Annotated in this window: 17 protein-coding genes, 2 pseudogenes and 1 riboswitch; of the genes and pseudogenes, 8 read left to right on the forward strand and 11 right to left on the reverse strand. The window is 62.6% G+C overall.

Features of this window, described 5'->3' with window-relative positions; translation table 11 throughout:
* Window positions 1-16 precede the first annotated feature (16 nt).
* Window positions 17-1,129: an ABC transporter ATP-binding protein gene (locus AC0L3I_RS05655; RefSeq protein WP_473526229.1), complete on the forward strand. Its 1,113-nt coding sequence runs from the start codon at window positions 17-19 to the stop codon at window positions 1,127-1,129.
* 85 nt (window positions 1,130-1,214) lie between these two features.
* Here AC0L3I_RS05655 and AC0L3I_RS05660 read toward each other — a convergent pair whose 3' ends face one another.
* From AC0L3I_RS05660 to AC0L3I_RS05670, 3 genes are all read right to left on the reverse strand, one after another.
* Window positions 1,215-1,574: a DUF680 domain-containing protein gene (locus AC0L3I_RS05660; RefSeq protein WP_473484369.1), complete on the reverse strand. Its 360-nt coding sequence runs from the start codon at window positions 1,572-1,574 to the stop codon at window positions 1,215-1,217.
* The gene (locus AC0L3I_RS05665; protein ID WP_473484553.1) at window positions 1,540-1,764 is read right to left on the reverse strand and encodes a DUF680 domain-containing protein; all 225 of its coding nucleotides are present in this window, start codon (window positions 1,762-1,764) and stop codon (window positions 1,540-1,542) included. The genes AC0L3I_RS05660 and AC0L3I_RS05665 overlap by 35 nt, the downstream gene beginning before the upstream one ends.
* Window positions 1,765-1,885: 121 nt before the next feature.
* The gene (locus AC0L3I_RS05670; protein ID WP_473484371.1) at window positions 1,886-2,089 is read right to left on the reverse strand and encodes a DUF680 domain-containing protein; all 204 of its coding nucleotides are present in this window, start codon (window positions 2,087-2,089) and stop codon (window positions 1,886-1,888) included.
* A 521-nt stretch (window positions 2,090-2,610) separates the two neighbouring features.
* Window positions 2,611-2,811: riboswitch (cobalamin riboswitch) on the forward strand.
* 215 nt (window positions 2,812-3,026) lie between these two features.
* Here AC0L3I_RS05670 and AC0L3I_RS05675 point away from each other — a divergent pair.
* Both AC0L3I_RS05675 and AC0L3I_RS05680 read left to right on the forward strand, forming a co-directional pair.
* On the forward strand, window positions 3,027-4,274 hold the full coding sequence (locus tag AC0L3I_RS05675; protein WP_473484373.1) for an aromatic ring-hydroxylating oxygenase subunit alpha: 1,248 nt from the start codon (window positions 3,027-3,029) through the stop codon (window positions 4,272-4,274).
* A 23-nt stretch (window positions 4,275-4,297) separates the two neighbouring features.
* Entirely contained in the window at window positions 4,298-5,413 is a 1,116-nt protein-coding gene (locus tag AC0L3I_RS05680; RefSeq protein WP_473526230.1) for an FAD-binding oxidoreductase, read from the forward strand.
* A gap of 12 nt (window positions 5,414-5,425) precedes the next feature.
* On the opposite strand, the gene AC0L3I_RS05685 is transcribed toward AC0L3I_RS05680, so the two are convergent.
* From AC0L3I_RS05685 to AC0L3I_RS05710, 6 genes and pseudogenes are all read right to left on the reverse strand, one after another.
* Window positions 5,426-6,172 (reverse strand): FAD-binding oxidoreductase, encoded by a 747-nt coding sequence (locus AC0L3I_RS05685; protein WP_473526231.1) that lies wholly within the window; start codon window positions 6,170-6,172, stop codon window positions 5,426-5,428.
* Window positions 6,169-6,780, reverse strand: a complete 612-nt coding sequence (locus AC0L3I_RS05690) for a molybdopterin-dependent oxidoreductase (RefSeq protein WP_473526232.1) — start codon at window positions 6,778-6,780, stop codon at window positions 6,169-6,171. Before AC0L3I_RS05690 ends, AC0L3I_RS05685 begins: the two co-directional genes overlap by 4 nt.
* Window positions 6,781-6,888: 108 nt before the next feature.
* Window positions 6,889-7,119, reverse strand: coding sequence for a PDZ domain-containing protein (locus tag AC0L3I_RS05695; protein WP_473526233.1), 231 nt, complete (start codon window positions 7,117-7,119; stop codon window positions 6,889-6,891).
* Window positions 7,120-7,557: 438 nt separating this feature from the next.
* Window positions 7,558-8,282: pseudogene (locus tag AC0L3I_RS05700) on the reverse strand (MBL fold metallo-hydrolase).
* A gap of 16 nt (window positions 8,283-8,298) precedes the next feature.
* Window positions 8,299-9,465: a diphosphate--fructose-6-phosphate 1-phosphotransferase gene (locus AC0L3I_RS05705; protein WP_473526234.1), complete on the reverse strand. Its 1,167-nt coding sequence runs from the start codon at window positions 9,463-9,465 to the stop codon at window positions 8,299-8,301.
* 120 nt (window positions 9,466-9,585) lie between these two features.
* Entirely contained in the window at window positions 9,586-10,359 is a 774-nt protein-coding gene (locus tag AC0L3I_RS05710) for a L,D-transpeptidase (protein WP_473526235.1), read from the reverse strand.
* A gap of 207 nt (window positions 10,360-10,566) precedes the next feature.
* On the opposite strand from AC0L3I_RS05710, the gene AC0L3I_RS05715 reads away from it, so the two are divergent.
* Window positions 10,567-11,190: a LysE family translocator gene (locus tag AC0L3I_RS05715; protein ID WP_473484387.1), complete on the forward strand. Its 624-nt coding sequence runs from the start codon at window positions 10,567-10,569 to the stop codon at window positions 11,188-11,190.
* Window positions 11,191-11,222: 32 nt separating this feature from the next.
* Here the strand turns inward: AC0L3I_RS05715 and AC0L3I_RS05720 are convergent, their stop codons facing one another.
* A complete protein-coding gene (locus AC0L3I_RS05720) occupies window positions 11,223-11,627 on the reverse strand; it encodes a hypothetical protein (protein ID WP_473526236.1) in 405 nt (134 codons plus the stop codon).
* A 246-nt stretch (window positions 11,628-11,873) separates the two neighbouring features.
* On the opposite strand from AC0L3I_RS05720, the pseudogene AC0L3I_RS05725 reads away from it, so the two are divergent.
* A pseudogene (locus tag AC0L3I_RS05725) lies at window positions 11,874-13,197 on the forward strand (tetratricopeptide repeat protein).
* A gap of 81 nt (window positions 13,198-13,278) precedes the next feature.
* Entirely contained in the window at window positions 13,279-14,733 is a 1,455-nt protein-coding gene (xylB, locus tag AC0L3I_RS05730; protein WP_473484388.1) for a xylulokinase, read from the forward strand.
* A gap of 305 nt (window positions 14,734-15,038) precedes the next feature.
* Here xylB and AC0L3I_RS05735 read toward each other — a convergent pair whose 3' ends face one another.
* Window positions 15,039-15,401 (reverse strand): nuclear transport factor 2 family protein, encoded by a 363-nt coding sequence (locus tag AC0L3I_RS05735; protein ID WP_473484390.1) that lies wholly within the window; start codon window positions 15,399-15,401, stop codon window positions 15,039-15,041.
* A gap of 113 nt (window positions 15,402-15,514) precedes the next feature.
* Here AC0L3I_RS05735 and xylA point away from each other — a divergent pair, with 113 nt between their 5' ends.
* Window positions 15,515-16,840 (forward strand): xylose isomerase, encoded by a 1,326-nt coding sequence (gene xylA, locus AC0L3I_RS05740; RefSeq protein ID WP_473484392.1) that lies wholly within the window; start codon window positions 15,515-15,517, stop codon window positions 16,838-16,840.
* Window positions 16,841-17,025: 185 nt separating this feature from the next.
* The gene (locus tag AC0L3I_RS05745) at window positions 17,026-17,232 is read left to right on the forward strand and encodes a hypothetical protein (RefSeq protein ID WP_292405524.1); all 207 of its coding nucleotides are present in this window, start codon (window positions 17,026-17,028) and stop codon (window positions 17,230-17,232) included.
* The last annotated feature ends 97 nt before the right edge of the window (window positions 17,233-17,329 follow it).

The following is a 17,329-nucleotide window of genomic DNA, read 5'->3' on the forward strand; positions in this document are numbered from 1 at the left end:
TTCACCGGAGGGTATCATGGCCGATGTCACGCTAAGGCAAGTGAAGAAATCATACGGCAATCTCAACATTCTCCACGGCATCGACCTCGACATAAAGTCGGGCGAGTTCATCGTCTTCGTCGGCCCTTCGGGCTGTGGCAAGTCGACCTTGCTGCGGTCGATCGCCGGACTTGAGGAAATCACCTCCGGCGAGCTCAAGATCGACGGCGAGGTGGTGAACGACGTGCCACCGTCGAAGCGCGGCATCGCCATGGTGTTCCAGTCCTATGCGCTCTATCCGCACATGACCGTCTACGACAACATGGCGTTCTCGATGAAGATCGGCAAGGAGAGCAAGGCCGAGATCGACAAGCGGGTGCGCCAGGCGGCGGAAATCCTGCAGCTGACCAAATACCTCGACCGCTTGCCCAAGGCGATGTCGGGCGGCCAGCGCCAGCGCGTCGCCATCGGCCGCGCCATCGTGCGTAACCCTAAGGTCTTCCTGTTCGACGAGCCGCTGTCGAACCTCGACGCGGCACTGCGGGTTGCCACCCGCATCGAGATCGCCAAGCTCAAGGAGTCGATGCCTGCTACGACGATGATCTACGTCACCCACGACCAGGTCGAGGCGATGACGCTGGCCGACCGCATCGTCGTGCTCAAGGAGGGCCACATCGAGCAGGTCGGCACGCCGATGGAGCTCTACAAGAGACCCGGCAATCTGTTCGTCGCCCAGTTCATCGGCTCGCCGGCCATGAACATCCTGCCGGCGACGATCGACAAATCAGGCGACCCGACCATCGTCAGTCATGTCGGCGGGCGCAAGGCGACGGTGCCGATCGCCACGCCGGCGTCCGCGAAGGGTGCTTCGGTCAGCTTCGGCGTGCGGCCGGAGGATCTGATGATCGCCACCGGCGCCGATTATCTTTTCGAGGGAACGGTGGATTATGTCGAGCAGCTCGGCGAGGTCCAACTCGTCTATGTCGACATCGGCCGCGCCGACCTGCCGCTGGTGACCAAGCTGCCAGGCAATGTCGAAGTCAAGCGCGGCGCTGCGTTGCGGTTGAATGCCGATCCCGGCGACCTGCATATTTTCGACGCCGACGGACATTCCTTCACACTCCACATGGCGGAAGCAAAGGCAGCCTAACTACTGGATCAGGCAGTTTGGCGAAGGCAAAAACAAGAGCGGCGGGCAAGGCCCGCCGCTCTTGTGCATTGCATTCAGGTCGCTGTTAGCGGCCGAACAGGTTCCGGTCGCTGCCCTGCGGGGCGGACTTCTGTATGTCGCCCGAGGAATTGATCAGCTTGTAAACCAGCGAGCCGGTATTGCCTACCGAAGACGTCTGCGTGTTGTCGACGTTGACGGTCGCCTGCTTGTTGATGTCGGTTCCGCCAACTTTGTCGTTGCGGGCATAGGCGCTGCCGGCAGCAATCAAAAGTGCCGCAGCGGTGAGAACGATCTTCTTCATTTCAGTAATCCTGGATTCTCGTATCCCATCAGCGCGGCGGCCGCGGTCTTTGTGAAAGACAATGCCGCCGCTGCTGTTGGGATCGACATTAGTTGTTGCCGAAGAGGTTACGGTCGCTGCCATTGACGGGCTTCTCGTCAGCCGGAACCGGATTCTGCGCCGAAGCCGAATTCTGAATCGAAGCCGTGTACGAGCCGTTGTCGACCGCAGCGGCCGGCTGGTTGGCGCCGTTCGATCCAAAGTTGTCGCTGCCGGCAAAAGCGCTGCCGGAGACAGCCAGGATGGCGGCGGTGGCAAGAATGATCTTCTTCATTTCTAGTACTCCTGAATTTTTCAGATCCCGAGCGGCGGACTGGCCGCTTTGTCTTGTTGTTTGACCATGATCTTTTACGAAAACCGGTTTCCACTTCGGGATCATGGTCTGGGATCAGCTGTTAATTGTTGCCGAAAAGGTTGCGGTCGGCGCCCTGGTCGACGGGCTTTTCAGCGTGAGCCGACTTCTGAATGGAAGCCGTATACGAACTGTCGACCGAGGCGGTCGGCTGATTGGCGCCGTTGGACCCATAATGGTCGCTGCCAGCAAAGGCGCTGCCGGTGATGGCCAGAACGGCGACGGCAATAAGAGCAATCTTTTTCATTTTTGGAACTCCAGTATCTTTAGTTTTCCGTCCGTCTAGCGGCGTGTCTTGGGAGGAATTCGCGTCGTCCGGACAGCCCCGATGTGGGAAGGCCATCCGGCAGATTCCAATCACGAAGTTGTTCCGTGTGGACCAAGAATCTACACCTTGAAATTGTACCAGGGGCTTCTATCGTCATTGCTTTCTGTTTTGTTTTCAAAGGTTTAGGACAAAGAGGCTAATCGACCATTTGACGGATTGCCGGACCTGCGTTCACAGCGTCATGCACGCATTGTCAACAGAAACGAACCGTTCGGTTCGATTTTAGAAGCGGCTTAAAAAGCCGGTGCTGAGTTGTTGTCGAATCGTTAACCATTTCGGCGCCCTGCAATGGTCAATCCGGCACGCTTTCAGGACCGGCAGCGCTCGCAGCAGGCGCAAATTTCACCTTCCTCAAATCCCGGCCCACAGGTTTCGCCGGCAGTGTCGCGCCGCATGGATACGATGTCGCTTTCATGCGGACAGTCAGCCGGCCGTCATGATTAGATCACGCCATCTCAGGTGCCGCTTGGTGACGACGAAGCGGAGAATTGGGAAGCCGGTCAGAACCCGGCGCTGCCCCCGCAACGGTGGTGGAGTTCAAGTCGCAACGGGAGACCACTGGGCCCAAGCCTGGGAAGGTGTCGCGATGGTCCGCAAGGACACTCCAGAGCCCGGAAACCAGCCCGAGATTTCTAGACTCGACTGATCGCGGTGGGCGGTCAAGAGGTGGATAGTGCATGCCCGGCCCTGTCGCCGGCTTGCGGCCGATCCTCCCTCCATCACCACCAGTTCAGTCTTTGGAGCGACATGCGTCCATTTGGACGCACAACGTACGCTCCAAGACTTTGAATTGCGCATCGTGCTTTCCGAAATCGATTCCGATTTCGGGCCGATGCGACGGCTATGAGGACAGGACATGGATGCGCGCAACGACATGCTGAGGCTCTTGCACGGCCGCAGGGAAGGCTACTCGCTCGAGCAGCCCTTCTACACCGATCCCGATTTCTTCAAGCTCGACATGGAGCTGATCTGGTATCGCGACTGGCTGTTCATCGGCCACGATTGCGAGTTGCCGAAGCCGGGCAGCTACATCACCGCGCAGATCGGCGACTATCCGGTCGTGCTGGTCCGCGACCAGCAAGGCAAGATCAACGCCTTCCACAATTCCTGCCGGCATCGCGGCAGCCGCGTCTGCAACGCCGACAAGGGTACGGCGGCGAAGCTCGTCTGCCCCTATCACCAATGGACCTACGAGCTGGACGGCAGGCTCTTGTTCGCGAGGCAGATGGCGGACGGCTTCGACAAGAGCCAGTTCAGCCTGAAGCCGGTGGCTTGCGAAAGCATCAGTGGCTACATCTTCATCTGCCTGGCCAAGGAGCCCGCCGATTTCGCGCCGATGCGCGCCATGATCGAGCCTTACCTCCTGCCGCACCGGCTGCGCGAGGCAAAAATCGCCTTCGAATCGACCATCGTCGAGAAGGGCAACTGGAAGCTCGTCTGGGAGAACAACCGCGAGTGCTACCATTGCGCCGGCAACCATCCGGAACTGTGCAAGACATTCCCGGAAGCGCCGACCGTCACCGGCGTGCAGGGCGCCGACAGCGATCCGGAGATGCTCGCGCACTGGGCGAAATGCGAGGCGGCGGGCCTGCCGAGCAAGTTCCGCATCGATCCGGCCGGGCAGTATCGCGCCACCCGCGCCCCGCTGCTGCGCGATGCCGTCAGCTACACGATGACGGGAAGACGTGCGGTGAAGAAGAACCTCTCCGACGACGTTTCGACCGACGGTATCGGCTCGCTGCTGCTCTATCACTATCCGACGACCTGGAACCATATCCTCGGCGATCATGCGGTCACCTTCCGCGTGCTGCCGATCAGTGCCACGGAAACGGCCGTCACCACCAAATGGCTTGTCCACAAGGACGCGGTCGAAGGCGTCGACTACGACCTCGCCGATCTCACCCATGTCTGGACCGAGACCAACGACCAGGACCGCCGCATCGTTGAGGAAAACGCCTTCGGCATCCTGTCGCCGGCCTATGAGCCCGGCCCCTATTCGGAACTGCATGAGGGCGGCGTCATCCAGTTCGTCGAATGGTACGCCTCCTTCATCGGGCCGCGCCTTGCCGAGGGCGGGCGGCCGGCGTTGCGCAGCGTCGCCTGAGCGAGGCCAAGGGGATGAATACGATGACGGACCTCGGCCTCTACCGCCATCTCGACGAGATGGCGCCCTGGAACGACAGGCTCCAGGTGCTGGAAGTCATCGGCGTCAGTGACGAGGCGCCTGACGTGAAGACCTTCACCTTCCGCTCCGACAACCAGACCTGGTTCCGCTACAGACCGGGGCAGTTCGTGACGCTGGAACTGCCGACCACCGAGGGCCCGTTGATGCGGACCTATACGCTGTCGTCCTCGCCGTCGCGGCCGTTCTCGATCGCGGTGACGGTGAAAGCACAGCCCGGCAGCCTCGGCACACGCTGGATGTTCGACAATCTGAAGCCCGGTGTTCACGTGAAGGCCTATGGGCCGTCGGGCAACTTTTCGCTGCACAGCCATCCCGCGGCCAGATATCTGTTCATTTCGGCCGGCTCCGGCGTGACTCCGATGATGTCGATGCTGCGCTGGCTGAACGATTGCGCGCCCTGGACAGATGTCGGCTTCGTCAACTGCGCGCGAAAGCCCGAGGAGATCATCTTCCGCAAGGAGCTCGAATTGCTCGGCAGCCGCATGCCGGGCCTGACGCTCGGCTTCATGATCGAGGAGCGGTCCAGCCGCGAGGGCTGGTTCGGCCATATGGGCCGGATCGACGCGATACGGCTGCCGCTGCTGGCGCCCGATTTTCGCGAGCGCGAAATTTTCTGCTGCGGCCCCGACCCGTTCATGCGCGCCGTGCGGCAGATGCTGGAGGCGGCCGGCTTCGACATGGCCAACTATCATCAGGAAAGCTTTGCGGCCCCAGGGGTGGAGGAAATACCGGCCCCGTTCGGTTCGCCGGCAGAGGGTGGGCCGGCAGAGGGCGGGGTCGAGATACCTACTGAGGCTGCAACGCCGATCCGCTTTTCACTTTCGGATATCGACGCCGAATGCGTTGCCGGCCAGACCGTGCTGCAGACGGCGCGCGCTTCGGGCGTGCGCATCCCGGCGGCCTGCGAGTTCGGCCTGTGTGGAACCTGCAAGGTGAAAAAGGTCTCGGGCACAGTCGAGATTAGCCACAATGGCGGCATCCTCGATCACGAGATCGATGATGGCTTCATCCTTGCCTGCTGTTCGAAACCACTGACGGCGCTCGAGATCGAGGCCTGACCGGCGAGGCGCTTAAACCCCGTAGCGTTCGGTGCGGATGAGGCTTGCCGGAACGCCGGCATCGATCAGCGCCTGGGCGGCGGCCGACACGAAGGCATTCGAGCCGCAGACAAAGGCGAACCTTGGCGGCGCGGGCAGCCGCACCATCGATTGCTCTATCATCACAACGTCGATCCGCCGCGAATAGTCCGCCGGGCGCCGGGCCGGCTCGCGGGTCAACGCCAACACCAGATCGAAGCCGTCCCGGCGATCATGGAAGTCGATCAGTTCGTCGCGAAAGATCACCTCGTCCCAGATCCGTGCGGAAAACACCAACGCCGCGGGCACCGTCGATTTGCGCGCGGCACGATGGCGGATCATCGCCATCAGCGGCACCACGCCGGACCCACCGCCGACCAGCAGAAGCGGGCCGCCGTCGCTGTCGGACCAGACGAAGTGGCCGCCGAGCGGTCCGCGCAGCTCGACCTCATCGCCGACCGCCGCGATATCGTGGAAGAAGGGCGAGATCTCGCCATCGTCGAGCCTTTCGATCGCCAGTTCGATCGTCTCGCCGGCGTCAGGCGCCGAGGCGATGGAGTAGGAACGGCGCGCCTGATAGCCGTCCGGCGCCGTCAGCCTGACGTCGACATGCTGCCCGGCACGATAGGCGAACGGCCGCGACGGCTCGAGGAAAAAGCTGGTGACGCGCGGCGTGCGCTTTTCGATGCGGCTGATGGTGACCGTCTGCCAAGGCGACTGCGCCGCCGGCGCGTCGCTCATGGATCGCCCGTATAGCGCTGCTCGCGCCACGGGTCGCCATAGATGTGATAACCGCGCAACTCCCAGAATCCGGGCTCGTCGCGCTCGGTAAACTGCAGCCCATTCAGCCATTTGGCCGACTTCCAGAAATAGAGATGCGGAACCAGCAGCCGCGCCGGGCCGCCGTGGTCCGGCGTGATCGGCTTGCCTTCGTAAATCAGTGCCACCATCGCCTTGCCGGCGGTGAGATCCTTCGTCGGCACGTTGGTGGTGTAGCCGTCGAAGGACAGCGCCAGCGTGAAGGCCGTTGGTGGCTCGATGCCGGCATCCGCCAGAATATCGTCGACCAGCACACCCTGCCACGCCGTGTCGAACTTGGTCCATGCGGTCACGCAATGGATGTCGCGGGTCATCTTGGTCAAAGGCAGCGCGTTGAACTCTGTCCAGTTCCACTTCTTGATCGGCCGCGGTCCGTGCTTGAGCGTGAACGACCAGTCCTCGGTGCTCACGCGCGGCGTCGGCCCGGCCGACAGCACCGGAAACCCTTGCTCGAGATACTGCCCCGGCGGGATACGCGCATCCGTATCCGTCGGGGGCTTTCGTCCTGAAAAGAAGCCGCGGGTGACCATCGGGAAATCCGTTTAAATCAGGCCGTCTGCCAGCCTTCCCCAGTCTTCTCGAAGATGCTCTGGTGGGCAACCATAATTTTGGCTGCAACCTCGCGGCAATGCGCCGCTTCAGCCACTGGCGAAGGGCACGGCGACGAACATCTGCGCGTCGCCGCGTTCGACGAGCAGGAGCACGGACTTCTTTCCGAATTTCCCGACCAGCGCAATCGCCTGGTCCGCCTGCGGCGCCTGATTGACGGCGACGATGATGTCGCCGGGCTGCATACCGGAAGCCGAGGCCGTCTTGTCAGGATTGACGCTCTCGACCAGCGCGCCGCGCTGGTTGTGCGTCAGATTCATCGCTTGTCGGACATTAGGAGTGACGTCCGTCGGGCCGAGGCCGATCGCAGGAGCACGAAGGCCCTGCTGTGCGGACGGTGTGTCTGAGTCGCCCACCGATGCCGTCTGCACTTCGTCTCCATTGCCTCGCCTGGCAGGCAGCCGACCGGATCGACAGCCCCGCATCCAGGGCGGAGATCGCGGTTTCTAGATGATATTACGAAGATTTAATCTAACGGGTCCGTGTCGCCCGCTCGCCTGATGCGTGGCTGGAGTCGAACCCTGATGAAGGGAGGTAGCGCACGACCTGAAAAAAAACCCACCTTGCGGGTTGGCGCGATCAAGCACCATGCGGAAATTGATAACATAGCTGCCAGCACAAAGCAAGAACAAAATTGCTGACAGGGATCACGAGCTCGCATATCTTCCCGCCTCTATCCTGCCGGTCATCGAAGCCTCCTATGCGCCGATCCCGTCTGTCCGCCTGAGATAGCCGCTGGCGATTTCGCGCATCCGTTTGGCGTCGAAGCTTGGGCCATGGCCGCCATGGCCGATGCGGATCGGCAGGTCGAGCAGCCGCTGCATGGTGCGGCGGTAAGCGCCCTGTCGGAGTCCGGCAGGTCGTCGATCAGCATCGCGTCGTAGATGGCGTCGCCGGCGAAGAGCAGGCCGTCGGCCTCATCGAACAGTGCGATCGAATCGGACGAATGGCCAGGCAGATGCAGCACGCGGAATTGCCGGTCGCCGAGATCGACCAGATCGCCCTCGTCGAGTGTCCGCGTCAGCGGGGCCGGCGGAATCTTGTAATCGGCTGCTTTCCAGCCCGACGCCGGCAGCTTGGAGACGGCGCCGTCGAGATCGTGAAACATGTGGGCGTAGGTGACCGCCTCGTCCATGCTGTCGAAATACGCGGCACTCATCCTGGGCCCGGCCCGCAGCGGGAATTCGTGCAGCGAGCCGACATGGTCGAGATGGATGTGGGTGGCGACGACGAGCAGCGGCTTGCCATCAGGCGTGTCGATCTCCGGCGCCAGCGGGCGGATGCCCATGCCGGTGTCGACAAGCAGGTCGACGTCGCGGCCGCGCAGATGCCAGATGTTGGCGCGCACGAAATCATGCACGAACGGCTCGGTCAGCATTGTTGTAGCGGCGTCAACTGCTGTTCTGCTGAACCAGTCAAGCATCAGAAGAGACCCGGCATCAGACGAACGGTTTTCCAACCTTATATTTTTCGGGGACCAGCCGCTTCAGATAGGCCATTCCCGCATCGGAGAGCTGGTTGACCTCAGGCAGCATGAAATCGTCTGGCATGTGGCGCGTCTTGCCGGCGACGTTTTTCAGCGGCACCTTGTTCAGCACGGTTTTCTTGCCGTCATATTGCAGCGCCACCGAGCCGCCGCCCTGTTCGGCGACAGCGACCGCAAAGACGCCGGCATCGAAGGCTTCCTGCGCATCGACGGCGTTGATGGCGCCGACATAGCCGCGCGGCATGTAGCCGAGCGCATCGACTCGCGCCCGCTTGCCCGGCAATCCTTCGGCCAGGGCGCGCTCGAGGGCGGCCGGCAGGTCGCTGCCCGACAGCTTGACGTTGCCATGCGCATCGCGCTCCAGTTTGTCCGGCGGCACAAGGCTTTCGACCAGCGCCTTGCCGTCGGCGGTGCTGACGCCTTCGGACACGGCGACGATGCAGCGCTTGTGGCGGTCGAGCGTGGCGCGAACATCGTCGATGAAGGCCGCGGCCGAGAACGGGCGCTCCGGCACATAGACGAGATGCGGGCCGCTGTCGGGATCAAGCTGCCATGCGGCGGCGGCGGCGGTGAGGAAACCGGCATGCCGCCCCATGACGATGCCGACATAGATGCCGGGCAGAGCACGGAAGTCGAGGTCGACCGAGAGAAAGGCGCCGGCGACGAACTCGGCTGCCGAAATGAAGCCGGGCGTGTGGTCGTTCTCCTCTAGATCGTTGTCGATGGTTTTCGGCGCATGGACGAAAGCCATCTTGCCACCGGCGGCGTCGGTCAGGATCTGCTGCGTGCCCGACGTGTCGTTGCCGCCGATATAGATGAAGGCGTCGGCGCCGGCTTTCTTCAGGCCGTTGAGGATGATCTCGCAATAGGCGTCATCCGGCTTGTCGCGGGTCGAGCCAAGCGCGGCGCTCGGCGTTGCCGCAATCAGCCGCAGCCGATCCTCCGGAATGGCTGAGAGATCGACATAGTTGCCGTCACGAATGCCACGCACGCCATGGATCGAGCCCAGGACCTTGGCGCCGGGATGCCGCTTGCGGATTTCGAGCGCGGCGCCCACCATCGTTTGGTTGATGACGGCGGTCGGACCGCCGCCTTGCGCGATCACAAAAGTTCCGGACATGCTTCACGTCTCCCGAGCAGTGGCTTTGCAGGCACATTCGCCTGTCTTGCGAGATCGCGCAACGGGAGAGTCGAGCAGCCGCGCCGGCCGCGCTATCAGGTCAGACGACAACCGGGAGAGTCAGACGACGACGACCGGGTTCTTCCTCGAGACGCGGCTGTAGAGGTCTATGACGTCCTGGTTGATCAGGCGAACGCAGCCCGACGACATCGCCTGGCCGATGCTCCACCATTCGGGCGAGCCGTGGATGCGGTAGCCGGTGTCCTGGCCGTTCTGGTAGATGTACAGCGCGCGCGCGCCGAGTGGGTTGTCGAGGCCGCCGGGCTGCCCGGCCTGCCATTTCACCAGTTCCGGCTTGCGGGCGATCATCTCGGCCGGCGGCCTCCAGGTCGGCCATTCCTTGCCGTACTGGATGTTGGCGCGGCCGGACCAGCGGAAGCCTTCCTTGCCGATGCCGACGCCGTAACGGATCGCGTCACCGCCGGGCTGCACCAGATAGAGCAGCCGCTCCTGGGAATGGACGACGATGGTGCCGGGCTGCTCGCCGGTCGGGTCGACGACGATCTGGCGGCGGAACTCCGGCTTGACCTTGAGGTAGGGCACTTCCGGCAGCGTGAAGCCGCCGTCGGTGACGGAGGCATACATCACACCAGGGCTGGTGATGTTCTTATCGACGCTGATGCTCGGGCGGATGGGGGTGATCGCGCCGGTTGTGACGCCGTCGAGTTGCAGCGCCGACAGGTCGAGCGTCTGGCTGCAGCCGGCGACGCCGAGCAACGCCATGGCACCGGCGCCGGACAACACCGCGCGGCGGGAAAGCTGGTTTTCGGAAATTTCGATGTCGATGGCGTCGCCGTCGTACGGCGGCGTCAGACCTCGCGTCAACTCACGCATCTACCCAAACCCTACGCTGTCGGCGGGAAACACGGTCCCGGCCGGATAGGATGCATTTTCACCAATCATAGTTGAAAAAGCGTGAAGACATCTTGCCCTACCTTAACCTCCTGGCCGAGCCGTCGCGCCGCACATTTTCGATGCAGCCCCTTTACATCTTTGCGAGCCCAAGGATTTATCCTCTTCTTTGAGCTCAAGGAGACGAACATGTCCTTCGAAAACTGGGCCGCCTTTGCCGCCGCCTCGACGATCCTTCTTGTCATTCCCGGCCCGACCATCCTTCTGGTCGTGTCCTATGCGCTCGGTCAGGGCTGGCGCACCGCGCTGCCGATGGCGGTTGGCGTGGCGTTTGGCGATTTTACGGCGATGACGCTGTCGATGCTGGGCATCGGCGCACTGCTGGCGGCGTCGGCCACCGTGTTCACCGTGCTGAAGGTGATCGGCGCCGGCTATCTGATCTATCTCGGCGTAAAGCTGTTTCGCGCCGGTGGCACGCTCAAGGCCGAGCCGCGCCTGGACGCGGTGTCCTCGGCCAAGATGATGGCGCATGCCTGGCTGGTCACCGCGCTCAACCCGAAAAGCATCACCTTCTTCGTCGCCTTCCTGCCGCAGTTCCTCGACCGGCACGCCGATTTCTGGACGCAGATGCTGATCTTCGAAACGACCTTCCTGGCGCTCGCCTTCGCCAATGCCTTCGGCTACGCGCTGATCGCGGCAAGGGCGCGCAACGTCGTGCGTAATCCCCGGGCGATCCGCATCTTCAACCGCACCGGCGGCACGCTGCTGGTCGGCGCCGGCATCGCCACGGTGGCGATGCGCTCGGGCAATTAGAGCGACGAAATTCGCCTGCGAGAGCCAGATGCTTACTCGAGGGCCGCCTCGATCGCCAGGATGATCTTCTCGGCTTTCAGCGTCGAGAAGCTGATGCCCTTTTCAGGAAAATAGGCGGCAGCAAGCCGCACAGCTTCGCGCAACGACATGCCCACAAAGCCAGCTATATCCTCACCATTGGCGACGGGCTGCGGAACGGCGATCATCACCACCAAGCCTTTCTGCTCTCGAGAGAAGTGGCCGAGCTTGTAGCCCTCAAACTCAGGCTTACTGACCGAGCCAGGCAGAATGAAAATCGGATTTATCCATGCCTCGGTACCATCGTTATAACTCGCATCACGGACATCGGCGGCGACGTTCATTGCCTTGTTGAGCATTGAGTGGACGAGGCTGCCGCGCTGTTCTGGGCCGCCAAATTGATTCCCTATCGCTATCATTACCCTTACCTTTTCAACGCCTCGGCCTGCGCCGTCACAGATTTGGTAGTGACACCTAAAAAATGTCGTTGCGAAGGGCTTTCAAGCCTGCTTGATATCTCCAGGTGACCTTGCCAAAGAGTCAATCCCGTCGCCTACATATTTGCTGAAATCCGCAGCTGCTGCCGGCCCAGACCTGATTAGCGCGCCGACCGCTAATGTTGTAAGATCGGATCCACAAATTGTGTGGTCGTCGATGGGTGACCCATGGCAGTCAGGGACGCATTCGGCCTGACGTTTTCGGGCGCGACCGAGGCCGGGTTCTCGTCCTACAGCCAGGCCGTGCGCGAACTGCAGTGCTTCATCGGCGATCCGATCGCCTCGGTCGACTGCGCCATCGCCGAGGATCCCGGTTTCGTTATGGCGCATGTGTTCAAGGGCTATCTCTTCGGCCTCGCCACCGAGCGCGAGGCGACAGCCGTGGCCAGGACATGCCACGAGGTGGCACTGCCGCTTGCCGCCACACCGCGCGAGCAGGCGCATGTCGCAGCACTTGGCCATCTTGCCGGAGGACGCTGGCATGAAGCCGCCCGTCTGCTCGAGGATATCGCCATCGAGTTTCCGCTCGATGCGCTGGCGCTGCAGACCGGGCACCAGATCGATTTCTTCACCGGCAATGCCCGCATGCTGCGCGACCGCATCGGCCGCGCGCTGCCGTCGTGGCAAAGCGGCATGCCGGGCTACCACGCCATACTCGGCATGCAGGCCTTCGGGCTGGAGGAGATGGGCGACTATGCGCGCGCCGAAAAGCTTGGCCGCGCAGCAGTCGACATCGAGCCGCGCGACGGCTGGGCGCAGCACGCCGTCGCTCATGTCATGGAAATGCAGAGCCGGCAAAGGGACGGCATCGCATGGATGCGCGCCAACCCGGAAGCGTGGACGCTGGAAAGCTTCCTGCAGGTGCACAATTGGTGGCATCTGGCGCTGTTCCACTACGATCTCGGCGAGACCGGCGAGGTGCTGGCGCTCTATGACGGCCCGATCTACGGCGAGCGCTCGACGCTGGCGCTCAACATGGTCGATGCCTCGGCTATCCTGTGGCGACTGCATCTCGGCGGCATCGATGTCGGCGCCCGCTGGGCAGCACTTGCCGCCAACTGGGCCAAGGCCGGCGCCGGCAACTATGCCTTCAACGATGCCCATGCAATGATGGCTTTCGTCGGCGCCGGCCAAGAAGCGCCGGTTCGCACCTTGCTCGAGGCGCAGCGCGAGGCCATGCATGGCAACGACGACAACGCCGCTTTCACCCGGGATGTCGGCCATCCCCCTCACGCTCGCCATCAAGGCATTCGGCGATGGCAACTACACCGAGACGGTGGGCCTGATCCGGCCAATCCGGGTGATCGCCCACCGCTTCGGCGGCAGCCACGCGCAACGCGACGTCATCGACCTGACGCTGATCGAGGCGGCGCTGCGTTCCGGCGACCATGCGCTGGCACGGGCGCTTGCCGCGGAACGCGCGCTGGCGCGGCCGGACAGCCCGCTGTCGGCGCTGCTTTCGCGGCGGGCTGCCGATTTGTCGGAGAATTGACCGGAGGCGGATCTTGTCTTAAAAACTGCCAAGTCAGATTTTTTCGAGATCCGAAAAAATTAATGGCAGTGGGAGGACACCATGTATCTCGGCCTCGATCTTGGCACGTCGGGCGTCAAGGCGCTTTTGATCGATGCCGGGCAGACCATCATCGGCTCCGGCCACGCGTCGCTCGACGTGTCGCGGCCGCATCCCGGCTGGTCCGAGCAGAACCCCACCGAGTGGATCCGCGCCTGCGAGGACGCGATCGCCGAGCTCAAGGTTTCCCATTCGAAAGAACTTGCCGCGGTCAAAGGCATAGGCCTCTCCGGCCAGATGCACGGCGCCACCTTGCTCGATGCCGGCGACCAGGTGCTGCGCCCCTGCATCCTCTGGAACGACACGCGCAGCCATGCCGAGGCGGCCAAGCTCGACGCCGATCCGCGTTTTCGCAAGCTCACCGGCAACATCGTCTTCCCCGGTTTCACCGCACCAAAACTGGTCTGGGTGAAAAACAACGAGCCGGATATTTTCGACAAAGTGGCGAAGGTCCTGCTGCCGAAGGATTTCCTGCGGCTCTGGCTCTCCGGCGAGCATATTTCTGAGATGTCGGACTCGGCAGGCACGTCCTGGCTCGATGTCGGCAAGCGAGACTGGTCAACCGACCTGCTTTCCGCGACGTCGCTCGATGAAGGGCAGATGCCGTCGCTGGTCGAAGGCACTGAGAAGGCCGGCGCCTTGCGCAGCGAATTGGCCTCGAAATGGGGGATGCAGGCCGGCATCCCGATCGCCGGCGGCGCCGGCGACAATGCGGCCTCGGCCTGCGGCATGGGCACGGTGGCAGCCGGCCAGGCCTTCGTCTCGCTTGGCACGTCAGGCGTGCTGTTCGCCGCCAATGCGTCTTATCTGCCAAACCCGGAAAGCGCGGTGCACACGTTCTGCCACGCGCTGCCCGACACCTGGCACCAGATGGGCGTCATCCTGTCGGCAACCGATTCGGTCAACTGGCTGTCGGAGATATCAGGGAAAGGCGCCGGCGAGCTGACCGCCGAGCTCGGCGATACGCTGAAGGCGCCGACCGGCGTGTCCTTCCTGCCCTATCTCTCCGGCGAGCGCACGCCCCACAATGATTCGGCCATTCGCGGCTCGTTTACTGGGCTTGCGCATGAATCGAGCCGCGCCGTGTTGACCCAGGCCGTGCTGGAGGGCGTGGCTTTCGCCTTTCGCGACAGTCTCGAAGCCCTGGCCAAGGCCGGCACGACGCTGACACGAGTGACGGCGATCGGCGGCGGCTCGCGCTCGCGCTATTGGCTGAAGGCAATCGCCACCGCGCTCGGCCTGCCCGTCGACATCCCGGCCGATGGCGATTTCGGCGCTGCCTTCGGTGCGTCCCGGCTCGGCATGATCGCGGCGACGGGCGCCGATCCGCTCAGAGTGTGCACGGCGCCAGCCACCGATGCCACCATCGAACCGGTCGCCGCGCTAAGCAACGCCTATGCGGATGCTTATCAGCGCTATCGCTTGCTTTACCCAGCCATCAAGGCTGCGACCGCATGAGCGAGGGTTTAGCCGCCTCTAGCCTGCCGGCCATCTCCCCCTCAAGGGTATGGCTATGGCTTTTAGGCAAGCGCCCCCTCACCCGGATTGCCAACCGAATTGCGAAGAGCAATTCGGGGCAATTCGACCTCTCCCCGGGGGGAGAGGAGATCGCCGACCTTGGCGCCAGCCTCTTCTCCCCAGCGGGGAGAAGGTGGCCGCGAAGCGGCCGGATGAGGGGGCTGCCCTTGAGGGGGCTGCCCTTGAGGGGGAGATGGCCGGCAGGCCAGAGGGGGGTGTGTCGCCCCCGTCTCGCCACGAAGTCTTCATTGTGCCGGAACCTTGTCGAGAAAGCCGGTGACGCTTTTCAGGCGGCCATTCTCCATGACGCCGATGTCGGTGCCTTCGATAACGGAATCAGTGCCTTCCGGCCCGAGATTCCACGAGAAGCGGATCGTGTCGCCAAACCCGTCCGGCTTGCCCTTCAGCGAGAACCGGAAGCCGGCAAAACGTTTTTGGACACCATCGATGAGCGCGGCGATGCCATCATGGCCGTCGCCCTGCACGATCGGGTCACGATAGCTGACGTCTTCGGTGAAGGTCGCCTTGAGCAAGGCAGTCCGGCGCGCGGCCTCGCTCTCGTTCCAGGCGGCGATGTAGTTTTCGGCGATCGTGTTGAGGTCGGTCATGGTCTGTCTCCTTTGTTGAGTGGCTTTGACATGACCGTTTTCATCCAGCGCCAGCGCGAAACCAATTACGCCTGAGGTAATCAGGACAGAACCATGCGAGAGGACAGACAATCATGACCAGTGGGTTTTTCGGCGACATCCAAAAGATCAAATACGAGGGGCCAGATTCGACCAATCCGCTGGCCTACCGCTTCTACAATCCCGATGAAATTGTCGCCGGCAAGCGGCTGGAAGACCATCTGCGCTTTGCCGTCGCCTACTGGCATTCGTTCGCCTGGCCGGGCGGAGATCCGTTCGGCGGCCAGACTTTCGATCGGCCGTGGTTTGCCAAGGCTGGCGGCACCGACACGATGGAACTGGCCAAGCTCAAGGCCGATGTCGCCTTCGAGATGTTTGCGCTGCTCGGCGCACCCTACTTCTGCTTCCACGATGCCGATGTGCGGCCGGAAGGAAAAGATTTTTCCGAAAGTGCCGCGCGCCTCGACGAGATATCAGATTATTTTGCGACGAAGATGAAGCAGACCGGCGTCAAGCTGCTTTGGGGCACGGCCAACCTGTTCTCCAACCGCCGCTTCATGTCGGGCGCCGCCACCAATCCCGATCCGGACGTGTTTGCCTATGCGGCAGCGACGGTGAAGCACTGCATCGACGTCACCAAGCGGCTGAAGGGCGAGAACTATGTGCTGTGGGGCGGACGCGAGGGCTATGAGACGCTGCTCAACACCGACCTTGCCCGCGAGCAGGAGCAGGCCGGTCGCTTCCTCAACCTGGTCGTCGACTACAAGCACCGGATCGGCTTCAAGGGCACCATCCTGATCGAGCCGAAGCCGCAGGAGCCGACAAAGCACCAGTACGACTATGACGTCGCCACGGTCTACGGCTTCCTGAAACGCTTCGGCTTGGAGAAGGAGGTCAAGCTCAACATCGAGCAGGGCCATGCGATCCTGGCCGGCCATTCCTTCGAGCATGAGCTGGCGCTGGCCAATGCGCTCGGCATCTTCGGCTCGATCGACATGAACCGCAACGACTACCAGTCGGGCTGGGACACCGACCAGTTCCCCAACAACGTGCCGGAGATGACGCTTGCCTATTACCAGGTCTTGCAGGCCGGCGGCTTCAAGTCCGGCGGCACCAATTTCGATGCCAAGCTGCGCCGGCAATCGCTCGATCCGCAGGATCTGCTGATTGGCCATATCGGCGGCATGGATTGCTGTGCACGCGGCCTCAAGGCCGCCGCCCGCATGGTCGAGGACAAGGCGCTATCCGCCCCGCTGGCCGAGCGCTATGCCGGCTGGAACTCCGCCGAGGCCAAGGCGATGCTTGCCGGCAAGCGGACGCTGGAGGAGATCGCCGAGCGCGTCGTCAAGAAGAAGATCGAGCCGCAGCCCAGATCCGGCCGCCAGGAACTGCTCGAGAATATCGTCAACCGGTACGTCTGAGGTGTCGCACCGGCGGGTCTTTGACCGATCCGCCTGCCCGGAACAGCTTTGCGCGAAGGCGGAACCGATGACAAGGTTTTGCCTCGCACCGCCCCTCAATCGCCTCGCTCTTGCCTTCAAACAGCCGTCACGAATCCGGTATAGTGTGGTTCGTGGCGGGAACAGAAAGAAGGAGGCGAAACGATATGCAGCACGAACGCGAAATCGACGCCCTGCTCTCATCTGGCGAGGGATCGATCATCGACCGGCTGATGGCGCTGCCGCATCCAAAACATGGTGCGCGCAGTGCAAACGAATGGGATCGCGCGGTCGCCAGCCGCTTTGAGACCCATCTTGCGAGACAGATGCGCTCGCAGATCGACGGCAAAAGCGACCGCAAGGACGCTGCCTAATCCCGATTATCCCCTACGCAGTCGTCCGTGAAGAACGCGGAACGCTTTGATTTAATTTAAGATTTTCGCCTGAATTTGGGTTTCGTTTTGCCGGAAA

The organism is Mesorhizobium sp. WSM4840 (assembly GCF_055811755.1).